The organism is Hyalangium versicolor, from assembly GCF_020103695.1.
GTDB lineage: Bacteria > Myxococcota > Myxococcia > Myxococcales > Myxococcaceae > Hyalangium > Hyalangium versicolor.
The window spans coordinates 308,746-332,501 of record NZ_JAHXBF010000016.1 but is presented as its reverse complement, the minus strand read 5'-3'; the positions used below and the strand labels follow the sequence as shown (position 1 = coordinate 332,501).

Below are 23,756 nucleotides of genomic sequence, written 5' to 3'. Positions count from 1 at the left end.
GCGGAGGTTGCTCCGTGCGCGACCCGGTTGCGGAACTGCCCGAGCCGGAGCCGGAGCCGGAGCCGGAGACCTGCGAGCGCAGGGAGCGGGCGGCCCGGCTCTTCACACACTCCCTGTGTACCTGCGAGGCGCTGACAGCCAGCGCGAAGATTTCCACGGATGCCTTCCAGGGCTCTCTGGGGCCCTGGGTGCCAGGAGGGCGGGGAGCGTCCATCGCGACGAATGGAGACCTGACCGCCAATGAGGAGTTGCAGGTGGGTGGCTCACTCTGGGTGGCAGGCACAGGGGCGGGCATCCAGCTCGTGGCTCGGCCCCTGTTCGTCGCTGGAGAGTTTCACAGCGCGGGACGGCTCAATGGTCCCCAAGCCTCGGTCCACGTGGAAGGCGCCGCGTCGGTCGCGGGCGATATCGATCTGGCCTCGTTGAGGGTGGACGGGACCCTGTCACTTCCCGCGGAGCGGACCCTCTCCGTCTCCGGGCCGCTCGAGGTGGCCGAGCTGCGGCGGGAGCCAGTCGTCCCTTTCGCGTCCCCATGTCCGTGTGCGGCGACCGACCTCGATGACATCACCACCACGGTGGGGGATCACGCCGTGGACAACGACAACGCTTCGCTCCCACTCGACCCGGATGCGCTCGCCGGCTTCTCGGGCGATTCGACGCTGCGATTGGAGGCTGGACGGTTCTACCTGCGAGGCATCAGCGGCGGGGGGACGGCCCGGCTCGTCGTGGCAGGACGAAGCGCGCTGTTCGTGGACGGAGCCGTGAGCGTGGGAGGACTCGAGGTGCGGTTGGAGGAGGGGGCGGAGCTGGATCTCTTCATCGCCGGAGGCTTCTCCACGGGCCGGTGGCCGGGCCTGGACGCATCCCAAGCCCCCTCGCGCTTGCGCGTCTACGTGACCGGGGAGCAGCAGCTCACGCTGCCTGCGGACATCTCGCTGGTAGGCAACTTCTATCTGCCGCGCACCTACCTGGATGTGGGCGCGGGCGCGGAGATCTTCGGAGCCGTGGTCGCCCGCAGGGTGGCTTCCTCGGTCCCCTTGTCCATTCACTACGACTTGGATGTGTCCCAGGGGGGGCCCACGTGCCCTCCCTCCGCGCCCAGCCCCTGAGGGGGCTGTCTATTTCACGTCGTGCATGAGCCGGCGCAGCGGGCGCTGCAGCAAGAGCAGCAGCACGGCGCCGACGGCCGAGGCGTAGACGAAGATGGCGAAGTAGCTGGTGGGCACGACGCGGCCCCACATCTCGCTCAGGCTGCCTCCCACGTACTGGGCGACGGCGTTGCTCATGAGGAACACGCCCATGAAGAGCGAGGCGAAGCGGGCGGGAGCCAGCTTCGTCACCGTGGACAGGCCCACCGGGGAGATGCACAGCTCTCCGAGCACGGCCAGCAGGTAGCTGAGCACCAGCCAGAGTCCGCTGACCCGGGCGGCCTGGCTCCTCTCGGCCAGGGTGGTGATGGCCTGGCGCCACTCGGGCTGCGCTCCGGCACCCACGAGTCGTGACTTGGCCACGGCGCTGAGCTTGCTCACCAGCGTCACCGTGCGCGTCTCCGCGTCCCAGCGGCTCACGAGCCCCTGGCCCGGCTCTCCCGCGAGCGGGAAGGCGTAATTCGGGGGGAGGCTCTCGAACTGGAAGGTGATGGGGTGCTCCGGAGCCGCGGTCTCCACGGCGGCCTCCAGGGCGTCGATCTGCTTCAGGTACGTCGGGTCCACCGTGGGCCGGAGCGCGCTCGTCACGGCGAAGGGCGCCAGCACGCCGCGCACGGACAGCTCCTGGGTGGCCGGATCATAGGTGAAGCGGCCCGCGTTCAGCTCCTCGAGCTTGACGGCCTGGGGCACTCCCGCGAGCGACACCCGAGCGACGGTGGCATCCTCCGCCGTCGCCGCGCCCACCATCACCACATCCGAGGCGGCGATGAACACCATGGCCAGCAGCAGCTTCGCGGCGGTGGAGACCTCCATGCCCCGGCGGGCCATCGACGTCCACGTCATCGCGAACAGGGGCGCGAAGATCATGATGAAGATGGCGGGCAGGGCCTGGAAGTACTCGGCCGAGATCTCCACGCCCACGTCCGCCTTGCGGGTGTTGTACTCGGCCCAGACGTTGAGCGCGTTGCCGGCCTGCTCGTAGGCCATCCAGAAGAGGACCGAGAAGCTGAAGAGCACGAAGACCATGGTGCTCTTGTCGCGCCCGGCGCCCTTCACGGAGAGCAGCGTGAAGCCCATCCACGCGCTGATGGCCCCAAAGGCCACGGGCATGATGACGTTCGTCCACGGCACCTGGTGCGTGGCCGCCAGATAGAGGAAGCGTGCCGGCAGGATCACCGCGATCGCGAAGAGGAGCGGAGGGAACAGCCGGGTGAGGGTTCCACTCACGCCGGTGGCGCCCGGGAGCTTCTCATCTGGCTCCTGCGCGGTGGCGGATGGGGCCGTGCTGCTCGCGCGCTTGTGGGGCAGCACCTCGTGCAGGTTGCCGGCCTCCTCCACGGCGCGCATCACGTGCTTCTGGCCGAACAGGAAGATGACGAGCCCGAACACCATGCCCACGCCCGCGGCGGCGAAGCCATAGTGGAAGCCCATGCCGGGAGTGGGGCCCATGTTCTGGCGCAGCCAGCCGCAGACGAGCGGCGCCAGGAAGGCTCCCAGGTTGATGCCCATGTAGAAGATGGTGAAGGCGCCATCCCGCCGCGCGTCTCCCTGCCGGTACATCTTCCCCACCAGGGTGGACATGTTCGGCTTGAAGAAGCCGTTGCCGACGATGAGGAAGGCCAGCGCCGCGTAAAAGATGGGCAGCGGCTCGAAGGCCATGAGGAAGTGGCCCACGGCCATGAGCGAGGAGCCCAGGATGATGGAGGCTCGCATGCCCAGGAAGCGGTCCGCCAGGAAGCCGCCCAGCAGCGGCATCAGGTAGACGAGGCTCGTGTACCACTTGTAGATGCCCGAGGACTGCTCGGGCTGGAACTGCAGGTAGTTCAGCAGGTACAGCACGAGCAGGGCGCGCATGCCGTAGTAGCTGAAGCGCTCCCACATCTCGGTGAAGAAGAGGACGTAGAGGCCGCGGGGGTGGCCGCGCGCGGGTGGTGCTGGGAGCGGCGCCGCTTCATTCGAGGGAGAGGCCGCGGGGAGCGGCTCGACGGCGGAGGGAGAAGCGGACATGGATACCTCATCGAATCGGTCCCCTCGGAGTGCTGTCAAGCGCTCCACCCGAGGGGGGCTGGACGCACTCGGAGTGCGTGTCGGCTCAGGCGCCCTTGGGAGAGAGGTCGGGCGCGGCACGCTCGCCCACGGGGATGGGGGGGGCGGCTTCCTGGTAGTAGTCGCGGACGGTGTAGCGGCGGGCCATGAGAGCCATGCCGATGCCGGCCAGCGCGGCCAGGCCCGCGTAGAAGAAGAACTGGGCCGAGCCTTTGAAGATGTTGAGCGCGGCGGCGATGGCCACCGCCACGTTGGCCAGGGTGGAGTTGAGCAGCCAGAGGCTCTGCACCACGCTCTTCATCTCGCGAGGGGCCTGGGTGTAGGCGAACTCCAGGCCCGTGGTGGACACGAGGATCTCCGCCACCGTGAGGACGATGTACGGGAGGATCTGCCAGGAGATGTTGAGGACGGTGTGGCCTTCGATGAGCACCTGGTAGTAGCCGGCGATGACGTACGAGAGCGCGCCGATGACGAGGCCCAGCGGCATGCGGCGCAGCGGGGTGAGCTCCCAGCCCATGCGCTGGAAGGCGGGGTAGACGACGGCGGCGAGCACGGGGATGAGGATCATCACCAGCGCGGGGTTGATGAACTGCATCTGGCTGGGCTGGAAGGTGAACGAGCCCACGTGGGGATCCATGGCCTTGGCCTGCACCACCCAGGTGGATGCCTTCTGATCGAAGAGCATCCAGAAGAAGGGGATGGTGGGCATCAGCAGGAGGTTGATGCGGAAGACGGCGCGAACGCCCTCGATGGCCTCCTCGGGGTGCCGCGCGCGGGCGGCTGAGAGCCAGCCGCCTCCGGGAGTGCGCTGGCTCTGGTTGCCGAGCGCCGAGAAGACGACCCGGAAGAAGGAGTGGGGGTTGCGGCCGGTGGGGGGGACCATGACGTAGTGGTGCCGGCCGGCCCAGTAGATGACGGTGGCGATGAGCATGAGCACGCCGGGGATGCCGAAGGCCACGGCGGGCCCGAGGTTCTTGAGGGCCAGGGGGATGAAGAGCGAGGCGAAGAACGAGCCGAGGTTGATGGACCAGTAGAAGATGGCGAAGACCTTCTTCACCAGGTGCTTGTTCTCGGCGGTGAACTGGTCTCCGACCATGGCGGAGACGCACGGCTTGATGCCGCCGGAGCCCAGAGAGATGAGCAGCAGGCCCGTGTAGAAGCCGTAGATGTTCTCCACGAAGAGCGCGAGGCAGAACTGGCCCACGCAGTAGAGGAGGCTGAGCCAGAAGATGACGCGGTACTTGCCGAGGAAGCGGTCCGCCAGGTACCCGCCGAAGAGGGGGAAGAAGTAGACCCCGGACATGAAGAGGTGGAAGTGCGACTTGGCCATGGCCTCGCGCATGGCCGCATCCGGGTTCACGTTCCTCAGGAGGTAATCCATGAGGAACACCATGAGGATGTTGCGCATCCCGTAGAAGCTGAAGCGCTCACAGGCCTCGTTGCCGATGATGAACGGGATCTGCGGGGGGAAGCGGCTGCTCGACGCGGGGGTGGTCTTGGCCATTCGGGGCGTCTCGGCGGGAAGGGGGGACTCCAAGGATCAGCCCTCTGTCCCTACCGCATGGGTACGGCCCAACACAACCCGGGGGAGCCGCTGGGATGCGTTCTCCGGGGGGCAATGCCGGGTTTCGGAGCTTGAGGCGTGCTCCTTGGGGGGTACAGCGCTCGTCCCACGCGTGGATGTATCTGATGGGAGGTTCGAGCTTTCCCGGAATTGGGCAGCCATTGCGTGAAGAGACGAAGCGGAAATGAGCAAGATCGAGCGAAGCCCTGTGAGCAGCTCTCCCGCTGCCTCCACGCGGGAGGAGTCTGCCACGGGCGCCAGCGCAGGTGCTTCGCCCTCTGCCACGGGAGGGCAGGCAGTCTTCACGCCCAGCCCGAGTGATGCCGCCCGAGCGGGCAGACTTGCGGCAGTCCGGGCGCATCCTCCGGGGCTTCAGAGCCGGCAGGCTCCCACGCAAGGAGGGGCGAAGCCGCAGCAGGGGCCGGGCACGATGCCGGGGCCGGGAACGCGCATCCATCAGTACGAGCTCATCCGCCAGATTGGATCGGGGGGGATGGGTGCGGTCTTCCTGGCGCGGGATACGCGGCTGGGGCGACGGGTGGCGATCAAGTTCCTGCACAGCACGGACTCGGACACGACTCGGCGCTTCATCCTCGAGGCCCGGGCTACGGCACGTTGTAGCCACGAGAACATCGTCATCATCTACGAGGTGGGCGAGTTCCTGGGCAGCCCGTTCATGGTGCTGGAGTACCTGCAGGGCCAGCCGTTGCACAAGGCGGTGGGGGCGCAGCGGCTGCCGCCCGCCCGAGCGGTGGAGATGATCCTCCCGGTGGTGAGGGCGCTGTCCTCGGCGCATGAGGCCGGCATCGTTCACCGGGATCTCAAGCCTGAGAACATCCTCGTGACGGAGTCGGGCTCGATCAAGGTGCTCGACTTCGGAATTGCGAAGGTGCTCCAGGGGCCGGACCTCACGCCGGAGAGTCCCCGCGTCGAGCGCATGCCCATTCTCACAGGCGCGAATGCGGATGCGGATCTCACCAACCTCACACGCAACGGCGTTCTGGTGGGCACGCTGTCCTATATGTCCCCGGAGCAATGGCGGGGCGGGGCGGAGGTGGATGCTCGGAGTGACATCTGGGCCGTAGGCCTCATCTTGTTCCGGATGCTGGCGGGGAAGCACCCGCTGGATCCGCTGCGGGGGCCGCAGCTGGCGGTGACGGCATTCCTGGACGAGCCGATGCCGCGTTTGCGCGCAGCGGCTCCCGAAGTGCCGCAGGCGTTGGCGGATGTGGTGGACCGCTGCCTGCTCAAGCGCAAGGAGGAGCGCTTTCCGGACACGGGGTCGTTGATTCGGGCTTTGGAGCCGTTCCTGCCGGGCCGTTACACGCGCGAGCTGCGAGTCGACGAAGCGCCCTATGCCGGGCTCAGCTCGTTCCAGGAGGAGGATGCGGATCGCTTCTTCGGGCGTTCGCGAGAGATCGCGGCGCTGGTGCATCGCATCCACGACAGACCGCTCATGGCGGTGGTGGGCCCGTCCGGTGCGGGGAAGTCCTCGTTCGTGAGAGCGGGGCTGGCGCCAGTGCTCAAGCGCTCGGGGGAGGCCTGGGAGACGCTCGTGGTTCGCCCGGGACGCCAACCGTTGGCGGCACTGGCCAGCTTGGTTGCTCCTCTCATGACGTCGGCATCGCTGGTGCAGGACCTCAAGGAGTACCAGCAACTCGTCGAGCAGGTGCGCGCGGAGCCGGGGTACGTGGGCTCGGTGCTGAGGAGCCGGGCGCGTCACCAGCGGCGGAGGATCCTGCTCTTCGTGGATCAGTTCGAGGAGCTCTACACGCAAGTAGCCGATGCGCAGGAGCGCCTGGCGTTCACGGCGTGCCTGTCTGGCATTGCGGATGATGCCACCTCACCGATCCGGGTGGTGCTCTCCATCCGGTCGGACTTCCTGGATCGGGTGCCTGAGGACGAGCGCTTCATGGCGGAACTGGGGCAGGGATTGTTCTTCCTGCCGCCTCCGAGCCGGGATGGTCTGCGAGACGCACTGGTGCAGCCCGCGGAGATGGCGGGCTATGCGTTCGAGACGCCGGAGATGGTGGATGCGATGCTGCAGTACCTGGAGACGGCCCCCGGGGCGTTACCGCTGCTGCAGTTCGCCGCGACCCAGCTCTGGGAGCATCGAGACACGGCGAGCAAGCTCCTCACGATGCAAGGCTATGCCGCGATGGGAGGCGTCGAGGGGGCGCTTGCGAGACATGCGGACACCGTCCTGGAAGATCTCACTCCTGCCTCGCGAGCGCTGGTGCGGTCCATCTTCCTGCGGTTGGTGACGGCGGAGCGCACGCGCGCCATCGCCTCCGTGGAGGAACTGCGGGAGCTGACGAGGGATGCAGTGGAGCTCCAGCGGTTGACGGATCACCTGGTGCAGGCACGGCTGCTGGTGGTGCAGACGGGAGGAGACTCACAGGGCGCCACGGTGGAGATTGTCCACGAGTCCCTCATCCACGGCTGGCCGACGCTGAAGCGCTGGTTGGACGAGAACCAGGAGGATGCGGTCTTCCTGGAGCAGCTCCGCAACGCTGCGAGGCAATGGCAGGCGAAGGGATATGACAACGGGCTGCTCTGGGGCGGGGAGATGGTGGAGGAGGCGCAGCGCTTCGAGCGCCGCAATCGCGCCGAGCTGCCCCAGGTCCAGCAGGACTTCCTGGCGGCGGTGCTCGCCCAGGCAGCTCGCACGGTTCGGCGCAAGCGGGTGCTGATGATTGGCTCGGCGGCCTTCCTCCTGTTGTTGGTGACTGCTTCCGTGGTGGCGATGGTGGTGATCCGGAACGCGCAGGTGGCAGCTGAGAGAGCGCGCGCCGAGGCGGTTGCCTCCAAGGAGGAGACCGAGCAGCAGGCGCAGATAGCACGAGTGTCCGAAGCGAAGGCCCAGAAGAGCCTCGTGGAAGTACAAGCCGCACAGCAGAACCTCCAGCAGGCATTGAGCCGGGAGAAGCAGACCAGCGAGCAGCTCGAAGCCGCCTTCACCCGGCTCCAGCAGACGAACGATGAATTGGCCGTGACTCTTCGCAAGGAAGAGCTGGCGAGGCGGCGCGCCCGGTTCATGCAGTGGCGATCGGATCGAAGCGCCGCGGAAGCACGCAGTGCCCAACGCGATCTTGGCAAGGCCTTGGAAGAGCTTCAGCAGAAACGAGATCAAGACTTGAAGCTGATCGAGGAACTCAAGCGGCGCGGCAGCATCGCCACGGAGTTGCGGCAGTAGGGAGCAGGGATGACGACAGAGCGGATCACATTCCACACGGCATGGTTGCTGGTGCTGCTCATGGCACCTCTGGCCTCGGCGCAGACGTTGAGCCAGGACCTCGATGCGGGGGCGCAGAACCCCTGGACGCAGGGCGTGTCACCCAAGCAGCAGGCTGACGCCACCATGCTGTTCAACGCAGGCAACCGGGATTACGAGAAGGCGCTCTTTCTGAGCGCTGCCGACTTCTACCGCAAGGCGCTCGCGCAGTGGGAACACCCTGCCATCCACTACAATCTCGCGCTCGCCTTGATGGACACGGGGCGGAAGTTGGAACTGCGTGAGCATCTGGAAGCGGCTGTTCGGTATGGCTCCGGACCGTTGGAGCAGAAGTTGTTTGAGCATGCGAAACAACTCAAGACTTTCATCGAGAAGCAGCTCGTGCGGGTGGATGTCTCCTGTGAGGCTGCTGGCGTTTCTGTCAGCATGGATGGACGTCTGTTGTTCACGTCTCCCGGCCGATACGAGGGATGGGAACTGCCTGGCTCACATGTCTTTCTGGCCACCCAGGAAGGCTATCCGCCCAACCAGAGAACTCGGGTGACTCGAGAAGGCGAGTCCATCACCCTGCACATTCAAGGTGTCTACGACGATGTCCAGTTGACCCGGTATCGCAGGAAGTGGGCTGCGTGGAAGCCGTGGTCCGTCCTGGGGGTGGGTGCGGCCCTGGTGGCGGGGGGCGCTTTTACCCACCTTCAAGGGCGTAGTGACATTCGTGCCTTCGATGACACGGTTAAACGTTCCGGGGACACCGGGTTGAAATTGACGCCTGATCTCGATGCTCTTCGCAGCCGGGGAATGCGGCTCCAGAAAGTTGGGGTCGGAGCTTACGGGGTGGGAGGAGCGGCCATTGTGGCGGGAGTGATCCTGACCATCGTCAATCGTGCTGAGCCGTACAGGTTGAGCCCGGATGAGTACGAGGAAGAAGCCACGTTTACGTGGGGCGTCGCCTCATCGGGGCGCGGCCTGCGGTTCGCTTTTCGTTTCTGAGTTCGGGAGGACGAAGAATGAGGAGAGTGATTCTTCAGGGAAGCTGGCAGGTATGGGTGGCGCTTGTGACGCTCCCGCTGCTGTCCTGTCTCGAGCCGGAAAGCGTGGTCTGCCCATCGGGGCGCGTCTGTCGCGCCGGGCTTGCGTGCGCGGCTGTTCAGGATACCTGCATCGAGACTTCATGCGGTGACGGGATAGTTCAAGAGCAGGAGGCATGCGACGACGGCAATATCCAAAACGGGGATGGTTGTAGCCGCGACTGCCAATCTGATGAGACCTGTGGCAACGGACGGGTCGATGAGGCCGTGGGTGAGGTCTGTGATGATGGCAATAGGGAGGCGGGAGATGCGTGCAGCCCCGATTGCAAGTCCACGGAGTTTTGCGGAAATGGCATTCTCGACGAGGCATTGAAAGAGGTTTGTGACGACGACAATAACGTAGACGGGGACGGGTGTAGCGCTGATTGCCGGTCCAACGAGAGATGCGGAAACCTTGTCGTCGACAACAAGTTCGAGGATCCCGGATTGCGCGAGGTATGCGACGACGGGAACGTCAAGAACGGAGATGGGTGCAGCAGCGACTGCCGTTCGGATGAATCCTGCGGCAATGGTATCCGAGATCCCAAGGAGGAGTGTGACAATGGTGCCCCCATCAGCACGGTCACGTGTGATGCGGATTGCACTCGGGCCATGCATGGTGATCGTTTTGTCAATGAGGCCTTGGGAGAAGAGTGCGACGACGGGAATTTCGCGGATGAGGATGATTGTCTCTCTACATTCAAGTGGAATGTATGTGGCGATGGTGTGACCAACCTCCAAGGGACGAAGGTAGAGGCCTGCGACGATGGCAATGAGGTGACGGAAGAAGGGTGTCCCTATGGAGTTGCCACGTGTACAGCCTGTCGGGAGGACTGTGGGGCGGTGCTTCATCTCCAAGGGGCATTTTGTGGCGATGGCACCCGGGATGACTCTGAAGCATGCGACGACGGCAACAACCTGGCATGTGGCACTTGCAATGCAGACTGTACGCGCGCGCAAGGGGCCCACGCAGTGGGTAGTATCAAAGTCATTGAGCGAGCCAATGTTGTTGATGTTTGTGTTCGTGGTAAGTGCTTTTTTGATTCATTCTCCTTGTCGGATGGTCTTGGGGATAAGGTAACCTTCGAGTTCGATACGGATGAACATGTCGAGGCAGATCATGTCAGGATTGACCTCACGCATGCAGACACTGAGGAGGAGGTGGCAGTAGCAACAGCATCCGCCATCAACAGTGTGGGAGATTCGCTCAGGATATCAGCAGCGTCCGAGGGGGGCACCGTGATCCTGACACATGATGAGGTAGGGTCATTCGGCAATCAGAGGATCGCTGAGTCCGTTTGGGACAGGTCTTTCAATGTGACTGATATGGCCGGAGGGGTAGGGGCAGATTGTCCGGTACAGACACCTTGCCATGCCAGGGAAGATTGCCAGCCCAACCTGACTTGTGATGCAGGAAGGTGTGTCCCGCCTCCGTCTTCAGGCGCGCGATGAAGATGATGCGTCCGTGGCATCTCTGGCGGCTATCGGTCAGCTGGGACTCGGGGTGGCGACTCCCTGGGAAGCGCCGTTCTGGGGCGTCAGGGGACGGCTCAGGCAGTCCTCACCCTCGTCCGGTTTCGGAGTGGTGCGCGGCCGGTATTCCCAGTGCCACGGTTCCGAGCGCACTGTGCGCTTGAAGCCGAAGCGGCACGCGTTGGCCGCGAGCCACTCGTACGTCAGTGTGTCCGTGCTGCCCACCGAGATGTCCACCGCCGTGCCGCGCTGGTGGTTCGATCTGCCAGGCCGCGCCGCTCGTGGACCCAGGCCGCGCCGATAGAGCCGGTACAGGTACTTCTGCTCCTGCCATGAGCGGTGGCCGCTGATCACCCAGAGCCTGAGTCCCGCGTCGCGGGCCTCCGAGTACATCTGCTCGAAAGACGCAGCGGCGTCATGGCGCAGCCTCTCTCCACCTGAGATGCGGACAAGCCTCTTGGGTGCAATGGAGGCCTTGGCGGTGAGTTGCTTCTTCGCCCGTTTGGATGAAGGCCTCCGTGGCGGCTCTCCGGCGAGAGCCGCTGGTGCAACCAGGCACAGAATGAGGACGGCGATGCTCCAGCGGAGCAACGAGAGCGGCATCTCGACTCCTGAACAGGAGACCAGGACATCGCTCTCGCCCATCTATTCCCGTTTGACAAAGGGCAGGGAGGCGCATGCTTGTCCGGTTGCCAGGTTGTCCCGGATCGCACGCTGATGAGATGGACCCCGCCCCAGGCCAGGGACTACGTTCTCAGGGCAAGGAGTTCCGCCATGCGTTCCCTGGATGCACTCGAGTCCAGCCTGGTCTCCCCGCGGCGTTTCACGCTCGAGGAGTACCACCGCATGCTCCATGTCGGAGTGCTCGGCGAGGATGAGCACGTGGAGTTGCTGGAGGGGCTCATCCTCGACATGGCACCGCAGGGCAGGCCACATGCGCTGGCCATCTCACGACTCACCGAGTGTTTCATGGCCGCGCGCAGGCCCGACTGCCGGGTGCGTGTCCAGCTTCCGCTCTCGCTCGGTGATGACAGTGAGCCCGAGCCGGATCTCGCGGTGGTTCTCCGTAAGTGAGGAGGAGCGCGCCAAGGAGCATCCTCGCACCGCACTGCTGGTCGTCGAGGTGGCGGCGGACTCCCTGCGCGTGGACCGGATGCTCAAGGGCCGGGTGTATGCCCGTGCTGGCATCCCCGAGTACTGGGTGGTGGACGTGACCGGCAGCGCTGTCGAGATCTACACCGGGCCGGATGTCTCCCAGGGCCGCTATGCCGCTCTGCGCACGGTGGTGGTAGGCGAGACCCTGAGCTCGCCTACGCTTCCGGGGTTGTCCCTGCGAGTGGCCGATCTGTTCGCCTGAGGCCGACTCTACGCCGTCGCCTCGTCCGCGCTCCAGGACGGAGCCGCGCTCACCGTCTCCACCCGCTGGCCCACCCGCTGCCGCCGTGCCTTCTTCAGCACGTGCGCCAGGTAACGCCCGGTGTGGCTCGCCTCCACCTTCGAGACCTCTTCCGGTGTCCCCACCGCCAGCAGATTGCCGCCGCCCGAACCTCCCTCCGGGCCCAGATCGATCACCCAGTCCGCGCTCTTGATCACGTCCAGGTTGTGCTCGATCACCAGCACCGAGTTCCCCGCCTCCACCAGCCGGTTCAGCACCAGCAGCAGCTTGCGGATGTCCTCGAAGTGCAGGCCCGTTGTCGGCTCGTCCAGGATGTACAGCGTGCGGCCCGTTGCCACCCGCGCCAGCTCTCGCGCCAGCTTGATGCGCTGCGCCTCACCGCCCGACAGCGTTGGCGAACTCTGCCCCAGCCGGATGTACCCCAGGCCCACGTCCTCCAGCGTCTGGAGCACCCGCATGATGTCCTTGTGCGCCCCGAAGTGCTGGATCGCCTCGCGCACGCTCATCTCGAGCACCTCGGCGATGTTCTTCCCCTTGTAGCGCACCCGCAGCGTCGCCTCGTTGAATCGCTTGCCCTGGCACACTTCGCACGGCACGTACACGTCCGCCAGGAAGTGCATCTCCACCAGCTTCACCCCATCGCCCTCGCACGACTCGCAGCGCCCACCCTTGATGTTGAACGAGAAGCGCCCCGCCGTGTATCCGAACGCTCGCGCCTCCTGCGTCAGCGCGAACACCTCGCGGATCGCGTCGAACACCTTCGTGTAGGTCGCCGGGTTGCTTCGCGGCGTCCGCCCGATCGGCCGCTGGTCGATGTCGATCACCTTGTCCAGGTGCTCCATCCCCAGGATCGTCTTGTGACGGCCCGGCACCTCGCGGCTCTCGTACAAGTGCCTCGCCAGGGCAGGGTAGAGGATCTCGTTGATTAGCGTGGACTTGCCCGCACCCGATACCCCTGTCACCGCCGTCAGAATGCCCAGCGGGATGTCCACGTCCAGGTCCTTCAGGTTGTTCTCCCTCGCTCCCTGGATCGCCAGCTTCAGCTTGCCCGGTTTGCGCCGCTGCTCTGGGATCTCGATCTCCTTGCGCCCGGACAGGTATGCGCCGGTGAGGCTGTGCTCGTCCTTCATCACCTGTGCTGGCGTGCCCGAGGCCACTACCTGGCCTCCCAGCTCGCCCGCCCCAGGCCCGAAGTCCACCAGCCAGTCCGCCTCCTCCATCGTCTCCTCGTCGTGCTCCACGACAATCACGGAGTTGCCCAGATCCCTCAGCCGCTTCAGCGTGGTCAACAGCTTGCCGTTGTCTCGCTGGTGCAAGCCGATCGAAGGCTCGTCCAGGATGTAGATGACTCCCGTCAGCTCGCTGCCCATCTGCGACGCCAGCCGGATGCGTTGGCTCTCTCCGCCCGATAGCGTCGACGCCGTCCGGTCCAACGTCAGGTACCCCAGCCCCACGTCCACCAGGAACGACAGCCGGCTGCGGATCTCCTTGAGCAACTCCGTCGCGATCTTCCGCTCGTTCTCCGACAGCTTCAGCTCCGCCAGGAACCGCAGCGTCTCGGAGATGGTCCGCTTGCTCAATTGCACCAGCGAGTGCTCGTGCACCTTCACCGCGCGGCTCTCGGGCTTCAGGCGCTCGCCCTTGCACGTGGGGCAGGGCTTGTCGCTGAAGAACTTCTGGTAGTACGTCCGCATCGACTCGGAGGTGGTTGTCTTGAAGCTGCGCATCAGCTTGTGGACCAATCCCTCCCACTCCATCTTGTACCGGCCGCCCTCGCCCCACTTCACCGTGAACGTCTTCCCCTCCGAGCCGTACATCAGCGTCTTCTTCTCGCGCTCGCTCAGCTTGCCGTAGGGCACGTCCAGGTCGATCTTGAACGCGTCGGCCAGGCTCTCCACGAAGTCCGCCGTCCAGCCCTCGCCCTTGTTCATGCCGCTGGCCCACGGCTCGATCGCTCCGTCCCTCACGCTTCGAGACGGATCCGGGACGATCCGATCCGGATCCATCTCCGCCTTCGTTCCCAGCCCGTTGCAGTCCGTGCACATGCCCAGCGGGTTGTTGAACGAGAACGAAGCCGGCGTCAGCTCGCCGAACGACATTCCGCACACGTGGCACGCGTTCAGCTCGCTCATCACCCGGTCCGCGCTGAGCGTCTCCGGATCCTCGGTGACGATCAGCGTGCCCTTGCCCTCGCGCAGCGCCGTCTCCACCGAGTCCGTCAGCCGGTTGCGCAGGTCCGCCTTGAGCACCAGGCGATCGATGATCAGCGCGATGTCGTGCTTGGACTTCTTGTCCAACTCGATCTTGTCTCCCAGGTCCTTCACCTTGCCGTCGATGCGCGCGCGGGAGAAGCCTCGCTTCTGCGCCTCGGCGAGCAGATCCTTGTGCTCGCCCTTGCGGTTCGTCACGAGCGGCGCCAGCAACTGCACCTTCGAGCCGGCCGGGGCCTTGAGGATCTCGTCCACGATCTGCTGCGCGCTCTGCTTGCCCACCTTGCGCCCGCAGTTGGGGCAGTGCTGCACGCCGATGGAGGCGTACAGCACGCGCAGGTAGTCATGCACCTCGGTGACGGTGCCCACCGTGGAGCGCGGGTTGTTGCTCGCCGCCTTCTGCTCGATGGAGATGGTGGGCGACAGGCCTCGCAGCGTGTCGTACTTGGGCTTCTCCATCTGCCCGAGGAATTGCCGGGCGTAGGCGGAGAGGCTCTCCACGTAGCGGCGCTGGCCTTCCGCATAAAGAGTGTCGAACGCCAGGGAGCTCTTTCCCGATCCGGACACCCCGGTGAAGACCACGAGCTTCTTCTTCGGGATCTCCAGCGAGATGTTCTTGAGGTTGTGCTCCTTGGCTCCGCGAATCGTGATGACGTCGGGCTCGGACATAATGGGCGCGCGGTCTAGCACTGAAAGGGCGTTCCGGTATCGAACTTTCTGCCCCGGGTTGCGTAAGTCTTCCTGAACATCCTGGAATCCATGCCGATTTCCGCCTCCTGCATTACGGTGCACCCACTCGAATGAAGGCCCTCTCCATCCCTGAGCGCTGGCGCGGCTTGCCGCTGCTCATCTTCTCCAGCTTCATCTTCGCCGCCATGGCGCTGTTTGCCCGGATGCTCTCGGGCCAGCTGTCCGTGGGCCAGGTCGTCTGTGCGCGCTTCGTCGCCGGGCTGGTGTTCCTCGCCATCTACTTCCCGGCTCTGCGCCGCAAGCCTCGCTTCGGGCACTTTGGCCTCTGGTCGCTGCGAGGCATCTTCGGCGGGGCCTCCGTCTACCTCTACTTCCTCTGCATCGATCGGCTCGCCGTCGGCCCCGCCGTCCTGCTCAACGCGTGCTGGCCCATCTACGGCTCCATCTTCGGCTTCTTCTTCCTCAAGGAGCGCGTCAGCGGGCACCTCCTCGGAGGCCTCATCCTCGCCACCCTCGGCGCGGGCCTCGTCATCTGGGGCACCTCGCTGGAGACTCCCGCCCTCTCCTTTGGAGTCGGCGCGTGGGCGGGCATGTTCTCCGCCGTCTTCAGCGGCGCCGCCGTCGTCGCCCTGCGTGCCCTGCGCAACGAGACGGATGCCGCCACCGTCTTCCTCTCCTTCTGTGTCTTCGGCCTGCTCTTCGGTCTGCCCTTCGCCCTCTCCGATTGGCGGCCCATCACCCCCTCCATGGCGTGGCTCCTGCTCGGCGTGGGGGTGAGCTCCACCGCGGGCCAGATGCTCTTCACCTACGCCATGGGCTACGTCACCACGGCGCTGGGCGGAGTGGGCTCGCAGATGACGCCCGCCTTCTCATGGATGCTGGGCGCCCTCGTCCTCGCCGAGCCCGTAGCGCCTCTGGCCCTACTCGGTGCGTCGGTGTGCGTGGGCGGTGTGCTCTGGGGCACCGGCCTCCTGGGGAAGCTGCTCCCTCTCGAGCCTCAGCCGTCGGGTCGGCCGAGCCCGTAAAACAGGGTCGCTTTCTTCCGTGTGCCCCACGGCACTCCGGAAATAATTTCAGCGACCTTCGTCCAGGGCACTTTCTTTCCACGGGTGGTCTGGGTTTTTGCCCACGCTGACCGGGCCGTTTGCCTCGTTGACTCCTCGGCTTCTCTGGCTGGGCATCACAGTTGCACTAGCCGCTGCCGTCGAGGTTTCGGGAGGCGGCGATTATGTCGGCACGGCGGTGGTGGTTCCTGGTGGCGTGGGCGTGCGTGGCGGCGGCGACAGGGTGCGATCGGCAGAGCTCCAATGGCCGTGGCGCTCGCACCGCGTTCGCGGCCCGGCCCGAGGTGCTCGAGTTCGGCCCCGCGGCGTTGGGCTCCGCCAAGACGGTGAAGCTCCGGCTGGCCAATGAGGGACGCGCTCCCCTCCGCGTGGAGGGCGCTTCCGTCAGCGTGCCCAATGTGGAGGTGGTGCCCTTCGAGCCCTTCTCTCTCAGCGCCGGTGGCGAGCAGGAAGTGGAGGTGCGCTTCTCTCCCGCGGTGGAGGGCACCGTCCAGGGCGTGGTGGAGATCTTCACCGACGCGGACTCGGACGGGAAGGCCTCGCAGGTGGCCTTCTCCGGCCAGGGCGTGAAGGCCTGGGTCGATGTGAAGAACCTGTTGCTCGACTTCGGCAATGTGCCGCTGGATACCGTCGAGGTCCGCAACCTCGTCCTGCACAACCCCACCAGCGTGAACAGCCCGCTGCGCCTGGAGGTGACGGGCACGGACGCGGACCTGTTCTCCTCGAGCCAGCTCAGCAAGGACATGGTGGTGCCGCCGGGCCAGGATCTGACCATTCCCTTCGCCTTCAAGCCGACGCGGTTGGGCTCGGCGCTGGCCGAGGTGCGCGTGGCGGTGTGCGGGGGCTGTGAGCCCGTCGTCGTCTCGCTGGCGGGCATGGGCATCGCGTCCCAGTTGGAGATCTCTCCGGTGCGCGTGGACTTCGGCAACGTGGCCGTGGGGGCCACCGCCGAGGAGCGCATCATGGTCCGCAACCAGGGCTCCGAGCCCATGAGCTATACGGGGGCGAGCGTCGTCTCCGACGCGGCCGGCGTCTTCCAGATAACGAGCGCCCAGATGCCGGCCAATCAGATGCTGAAGCCCGGCGAGTCGGCGGAGGTCCGCGTGTCCTTCGCGCCCAAGGCCCAGGGCCAGTTCCCCGAGGGCCGCGTGGAGATCCAGGTCCGTGCTCCCAACTCCACCGCGCCCGGTCCCAAGGTGGCCCTGGTGGGAGTGGGGGGCTCGTCCTGCATCGCGCTTCAGCCTCGGACCATCGACTTTGGCGAGGTGGCCGAGGGCATGTCGGCCACCCGGCAGGTGGAGGTCATCAACCGTTGCCGCGAGCAGGTGCTGCTCAGCGATCTCAAGGTCGACACCACGCGCGGCGGCTTCTTCACGCTGGCGCAGGCCCCGGCCAGCCAGCCGCTCGAGCCGGGCAAGTCCGCCTTCGTGGGTGTGACGTTCACTCCGCGCTCCGGGGCGGGCGCGAGCGCCGCGGGCATGTCGGTGACGACGCGCCTGGGCACTTCCTCCGCGACCGAGGGTGTGGCGCTTCTGGGCACCGGCAAGGTGTTCCCGCCGTGCCAGTACTCGCTGTCCACGCAGGCGCTGGACTTCGGCCTGGTGCCCGTGGGCTCGGAGGTGGCGCTTGGGGTGTCCGTGATCAACACCGGCTCCACGGCGTGCTTCCTGGCCTCCATGCAGTTGGCTGCGGGTTCGGATGCGGTCTTCAGCGCCTCGCGCAATGAGAACACCGTGCTGCGGCCGGGGCAGCGCTCCACGCTGCTCATCCGCTTCCGGCCGGACGGTGAGGCCTCCTACGCCGGACTGGCCGAGGCCTGGGTGAATCACCCGACCGTCGGCCACCCTACGGTGGAACTGAAGGGCAAGGGTGTGCAGGGCTGCTTCTCCGTGCAGCCCACGCATGTGGAGTTCGGCCTCACCAAGCTGACCTGTGAGCCGCGCACTCGCGATCTCATCGCCTACAACAAGTGCCCCGGCCCCATCACCGTGCAGTCGATGATGTTGGAGCGCTCCACCGAGGAGCTCGAGGTGTCCGGCGCGCCCTCGTTCCCGCTGACGCTGGAGGCCGGGGAGGAGTTCACCGTGCACGCAAAGTACTCCCCCGAGGATGAGGGGCAGGACCTCGCGGCGCTCCGCTTCGATCTCGGCGAGGGCTCCCTCTACACGGCGAGCCTGGTGGGCGAGGCCTCGGAGAACGCCGACAAGAAGGACACCTTCCTCCAGGAGTCCGGCGCCAAGGTCGACGTGCTCTTCGTCATCGATAACTCGGGCTCGATGATGGAGGAGCAGCAGAGCCTGGGCGCCAACTTCGCGGCCTTCATGAGCTCCGCACTCGAGTCCGGCGTGGACTACCACCTTGGTGTTACCACCACGGGTCTCGATATCTCCTCGGGCGGCTGGTCCCAGTGCCCGGGTGGGGCGGAGGGCGGTGAGAACGGCCGCCTCTTCCCGGTGGATGGCTCTTCTCCGCGTATCATCACCCCGTCCACGCCGAACGCCGCGGGCGTCTTCGCCAACAACACCCAGGTGGGCGTCTGCCATTGGAACGAGCAGGGCCTGGACGGCGCCTACCGCGCCCTCTCGGATCCACTGCTGCACAGCCTGGATGACCCGCGCACGCAGCAGTCGGCGGACGGCAACGGAGGCTTCCTGCGCTCGGAGGCCCGGTTGGCCATCATCTTCGTCTCGGACGAGGAGGACTTCTCCGCCCAGCCGGTGTCCTTCTACGAGACCTACTTCAAGTCGCTCAAGGACAACGATCCCGGCAAGCTGGCCGTGTCCGCCATCGTCGGACCCAAGGATCTCACCGCGTGCTCCACCGCGAGCAGCTCCGGCACCCGCTACATCCAGTTGGCCGAGGCCACCGGCGGCGTCGTGGAGAGCATCTGCACCCCGAACTGGGCCAGCTCCCTCAAGAAGCTCTCGGACACCACCTTCGGGCCCAAGCGGAACTTCCCGCTCTCGGACGTGCCGGCGGACCCGGCGCAGATCTCCGTCCGAATCAATGGCGAGGAGATCACCACCCACTGGCACTACGAGCCCTCGACCAACTCCGTCCTCTTCGATGTGGGCTATGCCCCGCCGGCGGGCGCCTTCGTCGAGGTCACCTACCCGCTGGGTTGCTGAGCCGGGGGGCAGGCCTGGGTGAAACAAGGGGACGTCCCACATGGGGCGTCCCCATCATTATTTTCGCTTTTCACTGTTTCTGCACACCCGGAGGAATTCCCCCTCGACACGGGGGTTCGCGCGCGGCAGTTTGAAGGGCGGACGATGCCTCCAGAATCCCAGCTCGTGGTCGGCGTGGGAGACATCCATGGGCGCTTCCACCGGGTGGAGGCGTGGATGGATGCCCTGGAAGCGGCGCGTGGTCGGCCCGTCGATCTGGTGCTCGCGGTGGGAGATGTAGAGGCGTTCCGGCGGCCGGATGACCACCGGCGCAAGGCGGCCAAGCGCGCCATGCCGGCCGAGTTCGCGGAGTATGCGGACGGGCAGCGGCGCATGAAGCGTCCGCTGTACTTCATTGGCGGCAACAACGAGGACTTCGAAGCGCTGCACGACTCTCCGGGTGGGTGCGAGCTCGCACCCAATGTGCACTACCTGGGGCGTGCTGGAATGCGGCAGGTGAATGGGCTGCGCATCGCCTATTTGTCGGGCATCCACGCGCCGCGCTTCTTCGAGCAGCCGCTGAAGCGGCCCACGTCGCTGGATACGGCGAAGCAGGCCGGTTACTTCCGGGCGCCCGAGGTGGAGACGCTCCTGGGCCTCCGGGACGTGGACATCCTGCTGGCGCACGAGTGGCCCCGAGGCATCGTCCAGCGCGCCCGGGACGAGGGGCTGTCCACGGGCAGGCCCCTGCCGTCCTACTGGATCGGCAACCCCATCACCCGTCGGCTGGTGGACACCCTTCGGCCGCGCTGGGTGCTGTGCGGGCACTCGCACAAGGGATTCGCGGTGTCGCTGGGAGGCGAGGGCCACCGGCCGGTGTCTCGCGTGGCCTGTCTGGATCAGGCGGCCCGGCCGGACGAGGCGGTGTTCTGGCTCGAGTACGAGGGCCGGGAGGCCGTGCGCGGGGGCTGGGGCATCTCCGGTGAGGTGTCGTGGCAGGCTGGGGAGTCGTGGTCCCTGCTGCGCCTGCCCGCCGTCCGCCCCGCGGACTTCACCGAGGCGGATGGGGTGGGGGAGATGGACCCGGGCTGAGCTCAGGCCGCCGAGGGCTCCCGTTCCAGCAGCAGGGTTCGGATGCGGGCTCTCAGCGCTTCGGGCTCGAAGGGCTTCTCCAGCCAGGGCTGGGTGGTGGTGTCCAGGAAGGTGCGCACCTCCTGGGTGAAGGCGCCTCCGGTGATGAACACCATGCGCTCGGCCTGCGCGGGCACATCCCGGCGCAGCGTCTCGTGCAACTGCATGCCGGTCATGTCCGGCATCATCACGTCACAGAGGATGAGCGAGAAGTGCTCGCCCGCGCGCAGCCGCTCCAGGGCATGGCGTGCGCTGGTGGAGGACACCACCTCGTGCTCGGGCGTGAGCATGCGAGCCAGGGAGGTGAGAAAGAGCGGCTCGTTGTCGATGATCAGCAGCCGACGTCTCGGGCCGGGCGCGGCGCGGGTGGGAGAGGGCTCCACGCCAGCTTCCGCCTGGGCGCTCCCGGGAGCGGGCGGGAGGATGACTTCGAAGGTGGTGCCCCGGCCGAGCTCGCTGCGCACGCGGATCTCTCCGCCCATGGCCTGGATGTACGAGTGGCAGATGGACAGCCCCAGCCCGGTGCCCACGCCCACCGGCTTGGTGGTGAAGAAGGGCTCGAAGATGCGAGGCAGCACGTCGGGGGGAATGCCGGAGCCCGTGTCGCTCACCGCCACCACCGCGCGGCCCCGCTCGTCCTTCCGGGTGGTGACGCGGATCTCGTGCTGGTCCACCTGGCCCTCGGGGATGGCATGGGCCGCGTTGATGAGCAGGTTGAGGAACACCTGGCCCAGCTGGGTCTCGTCCCCGATCACCGCGGGAGGCGCGCCGTAGTCCTTCACCTTGCGGGCGCGATGGCGGATCTCCACGTCCGCCATGGAGATCGCCAGCTCCAGCACGGTGTGCAGATCCACGGGCCGCGAGTTCTTCGGCTGCGCCCGGGAGAACGTCTTCAGATCCTGGATGATGCGGCGCATGCGATCGGTGCCCTTCAGCGCGTCTCCGAGCGCCTGCTCCACCTCCTTCCAGCGCGGGGGATCCGAGGCCTGCACACCCGAGTCCTTCAGCTCCGAGGCCACGAAGTGCAGGTTGGAGATGATGAAGGCCAGCGGGTTGTTCAGCTCGTGGCCCACGCCCGCCGCCAGGGTGCCCACGGCCGCCATCTTCTCCGCGTGGACCAGCCGCTCGCGGGTGGCCTGCACCTCCTCGATGCGCATCTTCAAATCGGCGTTCACGGTGGCCAGCTCGCGGGTTCGCTGATCGACCCGCTCCTGCAATTCCAGCTCTCGCCGTCGGGCCCGATGCAGGCCCAGCCACACGCTTCCGGCCACCGTCGCCACGCCCAGCAGCGCGCACGCCACCCGGAAGGCCCACGTCTGGTGGAGGCGAGGCTTCAGGTAGAACGTCAAGACGGCCCCCGGTGCGGCTCCTCCTCCGTCCAGGTACTCCGCCTCCACGCGGAACCGGTACGTCCCGGGCGGAAGCCGCGTGTAGTAGGCCTCGCGCCGGGAGCCCGCTCGCACCCAGTCCGTGTCCACCCCCTCCAACTGGTAGCGGAACTGGAGCTGCTGCGGAGCGCGCAGGCCGGCGGAGGTGTAGTGGAACTCGACCTTGCCCTCACCCCCGGGAATGCGGCCCAACTCCGAGACAGGGACCGGCCGGCCATCCACCCGAAGTTCCTCGATGCGCACCTCGGGCGGCGGTGAGCGCATGGCCTCGGAGCCCGGCGTGTAGACCACGGCGCCTCGGATGGTCGGGAACCAGAGCCGGCCGCTGCGATCCCTCCACCCGCCCGGAGAGCCGAGCGCATTGCACTCCTCAGAACGCATCCCATCCTCCGCGCCATAGACGCGGGCGTTGGCTCGCCGGAGCCGGCCCTGGGCCACGGACTCCAACTCCTTCACCGTCACGCGGGAGATGCCCTTGTTGCTGCTCATCCACAGGTTGCCGTTCCCGTCGGAGAGGATGTGGAAGATGCGGTTGTCGAAGAGCCCCTCGTCGGTGGAGAAGCGATGGATGTTCCCGGCGCTCCAATGGAACAGGCCATCGTTGGTGCCGATCCACAGCGTCCCATCGTCCTCTTCGTGGATCGCCATGGGCTTGCTGCTCAGCTTTCCCCCCTCGGGGGTCAGGAGGGTGCTCTGGCCGTCGATCAGGTGGACCAGGCCTCCGCCATTGGTGCCCACCCAGAGGCCTCCGGCAGCGCTGGTTCGCAGCGCGGTGATGTTCTGGCCGGGCAGCCCGCCCCGAGGCGTGAAGGGTTCGAAGCGCTCCCCCGTCCAGCGTGCGAGCCCCGTCGGTGTTCCCACCCACAACGTGCCCTGGGCGTCCACGTCGAGCAGGAGCGCCCGCACATCCGCCAGCCCCTCGGCCACCCCATACGAGGTGAACTGACCGGCGCGCCAGCGGCTGATCCCCAGCCTCGTCCCGAACCAGAGGCTGCCATCCGGGGTCTCGGCGATGGAGCGGACACGATCCTGGATGAGCCCCTCACGCTCCGTCCACGTCGTCATCTTCCCGTCGAGCAGGCGCGAGATGCCCCCGCCCAGGGTCGCGAACCAGAGGCTGCCATCCCGCGTCTCGCGGATGGCCAGCACCATGTCGTTGGCCATCCCCTCCGGCTGCCCATAGGAGGAGAAGGGCGCGTCCTTGAGCCGATGCAGCCCCCGGGCATCCGTGCCGATCCACACATTGCCCTCGGAATCCTCGAGCAGATCGACGACCTGGGTGCTCTCCGGGGCGTTCTCGGCGTTGAGCATCGAGCGTCGCCCACCGGCCAGGCGGGCCACTCCCCGCCCCAGGCTCCCCACCCACAGGCTGCCCCCCTTGTCCACCAGCAGGGTCACCACGGGCGCGCCCGAGAGGCTCGCCTCGGGCACCCGTCGCATGCTCCCGTCTCGAATCTGGTAGACATCTCCCTTGGTATTGCCGGCCCAGATGGTGCCGTTCGGATCGCTCGTGAGCGTCTGCACCACCACCTGATCCTGGCCCTCGAAGACCAGGGGGGCCGACCAGGCCGTGCCATTCCACCGTTGCAGGCCTCCTTCTCCGGCCGCCCAGATCGTGCCGGCCGTGTCCTCCGTGAGCGCCAGCACGTTGTCGCTCGCGAGCCCGTCGGATGCCCTCCAGGTCTGGAAGTGGCCCTCGAACAGCCGCGAGACACCGAAGCCCTCGGTGGCGATCCAGAGGCTCCCGTCGCGCGCCACCTGCAGATCGCGAGCCTCGGTGAGGATCGTCCCCGCGGGGGGATTGATCGGGAAGAACGCGCCCTGGCGCCAGCCCGCGAGCCCCTCGGTCATCCCAATCCACAGCGTTCCATCCGGTGCCGTCGCCAGGCAGCGCACCGAGCGGCCGGGGAGGGCCGGGGTGTTCGTCTTCTCGTAGACCGTGAAGCGCACCCCGTCGAAGCGCACCAGGCCTTCCCAGGTGCCGCCCCACAGGTAGCCATCTGGCGTCTGCGCCAGCGCCAGCACGCTGTTCTGCGGCAGCCCATCCGTCGTCTGCCACACGTGGTGGGGGAACTGGATCAGCGCCTTGTCCGGATCCAGCGCGGAGGCCTCCCACGAGAGCCCGAGCACGGCGGCGAGCACCGTCAGCCGTTGCACGTACACGCGCACGGATCGCGAGATCCGCTCGGCAAGGAACGGGTTCAGAACATGGCGAAGCAAGCAGACTCCCCGACGAG

14 protein-coding genes are annotated in these 23,756 nt (G+C 66.5%); 9 read left to right on the top strand and 5 right to left on the bottom strand.

Annotated elements, in window-relative coordinates; translation table 11 throughout:
* Window positions 1-14: 14 nt before the first annotated feature.
* The gene (locus KY501_RS31655) at window positions 15-1,109 is read left to right on the top strand and encodes a DUF7305 domain-containing protein (protein ID WP_224367363.1); all 1,095 of its coding nucleotides are present in this window, start codon (window positions 15-17) and stop codon (window positions 1,107-1,109) included.
* 9 nt (window positions 1,110-1,118) lie between these two features.
* On the opposite strand, the gene KY501_RS31650 is transcribed toward KY501_RS31655, so the two are convergent.
* A complete protein-coding gene (locus tag KY501_RS31650) occupies window positions 1,119-3,155 on the bottom strand; it encodes a peptide MFS transporter (protein ID WP_224367362.1) in 2,037 nt (678 codons plus the stop codon).
* A gap of 85 nt (window positions 3,156-3,240) precedes the next feature.
* Complete coding sequence (locus tag KY501_RS31645; RefSeq protein WP_224367361.1) at window positions 3,241-4,698, bottom strand: POT family MFS transporter; 1,458 nt, start codon at window positions 4,696-4,698, stop codon at window positions 3,241-3,243.
* A gap of 244 nt (window positions 4,699-4,942) precedes the next feature.
* Between KY501_RS31645 and KY501_RS31640 the strand changes: the two genes are divergently transcribed.
* The 3 genes from KY501_RS31640 to KY501_RS54360 are packed head-to-tail and all read left to right on the top strand — an operon-like array spanning window position 4,943 to window position 10,512.
* The gene (locus KY501_RS31640) at window positions 4,943-7,954 is read left to right on the top strand and encodes a serine/threonine-protein kinase (protein ID WP_309243012.1); all 3,012 of its coding nucleotides are present in this window, start codon (window positions 4,943-4,945) and stop codon (window positions 7,952-7,954) included.
* A gap of 9 nt (window positions 7,955-7,963) precedes the next feature.
* A complete protein-coding gene (locus KY501_RS31635; RefSeq protein WP_224367360.1) occupies window positions 7,964-8,983 on the top strand; it encodes a hypothetical protein in 1,020 nt (339 codons plus the stop codon).
* 17 nt (window positions 8,984-9,000) lie between these two features.
* Window positions 9,001-10,512, top strand: a complete 1,512-nt coding sequence (locus tag KY501_RS54360) for a DUF4215 domain-containing protein (protein WP_224367359.1) — start codon at window positions 9,001-9,003, stop codon at window positions 10,510-10,512.
* Window positions 10,513-10,548: 36 nt separating this feature from the next.
* Here the strand turns inward: KY501_RS54360 and KY501_RS31625 are convergent, their stop codons facing one another.
* Entirely contained in the window at window positions 10,549-11,136 is a 588-nt protein-coding gene (locus KY501_RS31625) for a M15 family metallopeptidase (protein WP_224367358.1), read from the bottom strand.
* A 171-nt stretch (window positions 11,137-11,307) separates the two neighbouring features.
* On the opposite strand from KY501_RS31625, the gene KY501_RS53315 reads away from it, so the two are divergent.
* Window positions 11,308-11,607: a Uma2 family endonuclease gene (locus tag KY501_RS53315; protein WP_255636986.1), complete on the top strand. Its 300-nt coding sequence runs from the start codon at window positions 11,308-11,310 to the stop codon at window positions 11,605-11,607.
* Entirely contained in the window at window positions 11,567-11,890 is a 324-nt protein-coding gene (locus KY501_RS53310) for a Uma2 family endonuclease (RefSeq protein ID WP_309243011.1), read from the top strand. The genes KY501_RS53315 and KY501_RS53310 overlap by 41 nt, the downstream gene beginning before the upstream one ends.
* An 8-nt stretch (window positions 11,891-11,898) precedes the next feature.
* Here KY501_RS53310 and uvrA read toward each other — a convergent pair whose 3' ends face one another.
* A complete protein-coding gene (gene uvrA / locus KY501_RS31615; protein ID WP_224367357.1) occupies window positions 11,899-14,808 on the bottom strand; it encodes an excinuclease ABC subunit UvrA in 2,910 nt (969 codons plus the stop codon).
* Between the two features lie 131 nt (window positions 14,809-14,939).
* On the opposite strand from uvrA, the gene KY501_RS31610 reads away from it, so the two are divergent.
* The 3 genes from KY501_RS31610 to KY501_RS31600 all read left to right on the top strand — a co-directional run bounded on the left by KY501_RS31610 (window position 14,940) and on the right by KY501_RS31600 (window position 20,092).
* Entirely contained in the window at window positions 14,940-15,854 is a 915-nt protein-coding gene (locus tag KY501_RS31610) for a DMT family transporter (protein WP_224367356.1), read from the top strand.
* Window positions 15,855-16,057: 203 nt separating this feature from the next.
* Window positions 16,058-19,021, top strand: coding sequence for a choice-of-anchor D domain-containing protein (locus KY501_RS31605; RefSeq protein WP_224367355.1), 2,964 nt, complete (start codon window positions 16,058-16,060; stop codon window positions 19,019-19,021).
* 144 nt (window positions 19,022-19,165) lie between these two features.
* Entirely contained in the window at window positions 19,166-20,092 is a 927-nt protein-coding gene (locus KY501_RS31600) for a metallophosphoesterase (protein WP_224367354.1), read from the top strand.
* Window positions 20,093-20,094: 2 nt separating this feature from the next.
* On the opposite strand, the gene KY501_RS31595 is transcribed toward KY501_RS31600, so the two are convergent.
* Complete coding sequence (locus KY501_RS31595; RefSeq protein WP_224367353.1) at window positions 20,095-23,739, bottom strand: two-component regulator propeller domain-containing protein; 3,645 nt, start codon at window positions 23,737-23,739, stop codon at window positions 20,095-20,097.
* Between the last annotated feature and the right edge of the window lie 17 nt (window positions 23,740-23,756).

Coding starts and splice junctions, on each gene's coding strand:
- KY501_RS31645 (WP_224367361.1), bottom strand. CDS start 4,698: ATGGCCAAGACCACCCCCGCGTCGAGCAGCCGCTTCCCCCCGCAGATC.
- KY501_RS31650 (WP_224367362.1), bottom strand. CDS start 3,155: ATGTCCGCTTCTCCCTCCGCCGTCGAGCCGCTCCCCGCGGCCTCTCCC.
- KY501_RS31605 (WP_224367355.1), top strand. CDS start 16,058: ATGTCGGCACGGCGGTGGTGGTTCCTGGTGGCGTGGGCGTGCGTGGCG.
- KY501_RS31600 (WP_224367354.1), top strand. CDS start 19,166: ATGCCTCCAGAATCCCAGCTCGTGGTCGGCGTGGGAGACATCCATGGG.
- KY501_RS31625 (WP_224367358.1), bottom strand. CDS start 11,136: ATGCCGCTCTCGTTGCTCCGCTGGAGCATCGCCGTCCTCATTCTGTGC.
- KY501_RS54360 (WP_224367359.1), top strand. CDS start 9,001: ATGAGGAGAGTGATTCTTCAGGGAAGCTGGCAGGTATGGGTGGCGCTT.
- KY501_RS31610 (WP_224367356.1), top strand. CDS start 14,940: ATGAAGGCCCTCTCCATCCCTGAGCGCTGGCGCGGCTTGCCGCTGCTC.
- KY501_RS53315 (WP_255636986.1), top strand. CDS start 11,308: ATGCGTTCCCTGGATGCACTCGAGTCCAGCCTGGTCTCCCCGCGGCGT.
- KY501_RS31635 (WP_224367360.1), top strand. CDS start 7,964: ATGACGACAGAGCGGATCACATTCCACACGGCATGGTTGCTGGTGCTG.
- uvrA (WP_224367357.1), bottom strand. CDS start 14,808: ATGTCCGAGCCCGACGTCATCACGATTCGCGGAGCCAAGGAGCACAAC.
- KY501_RS31640 (WP_309243012.1), top strand. CDS start 4,943: ATGAGCAAGATCGAGCGAAGCCCTGTGAGCAGCTCTCCCGCTGCCTCC.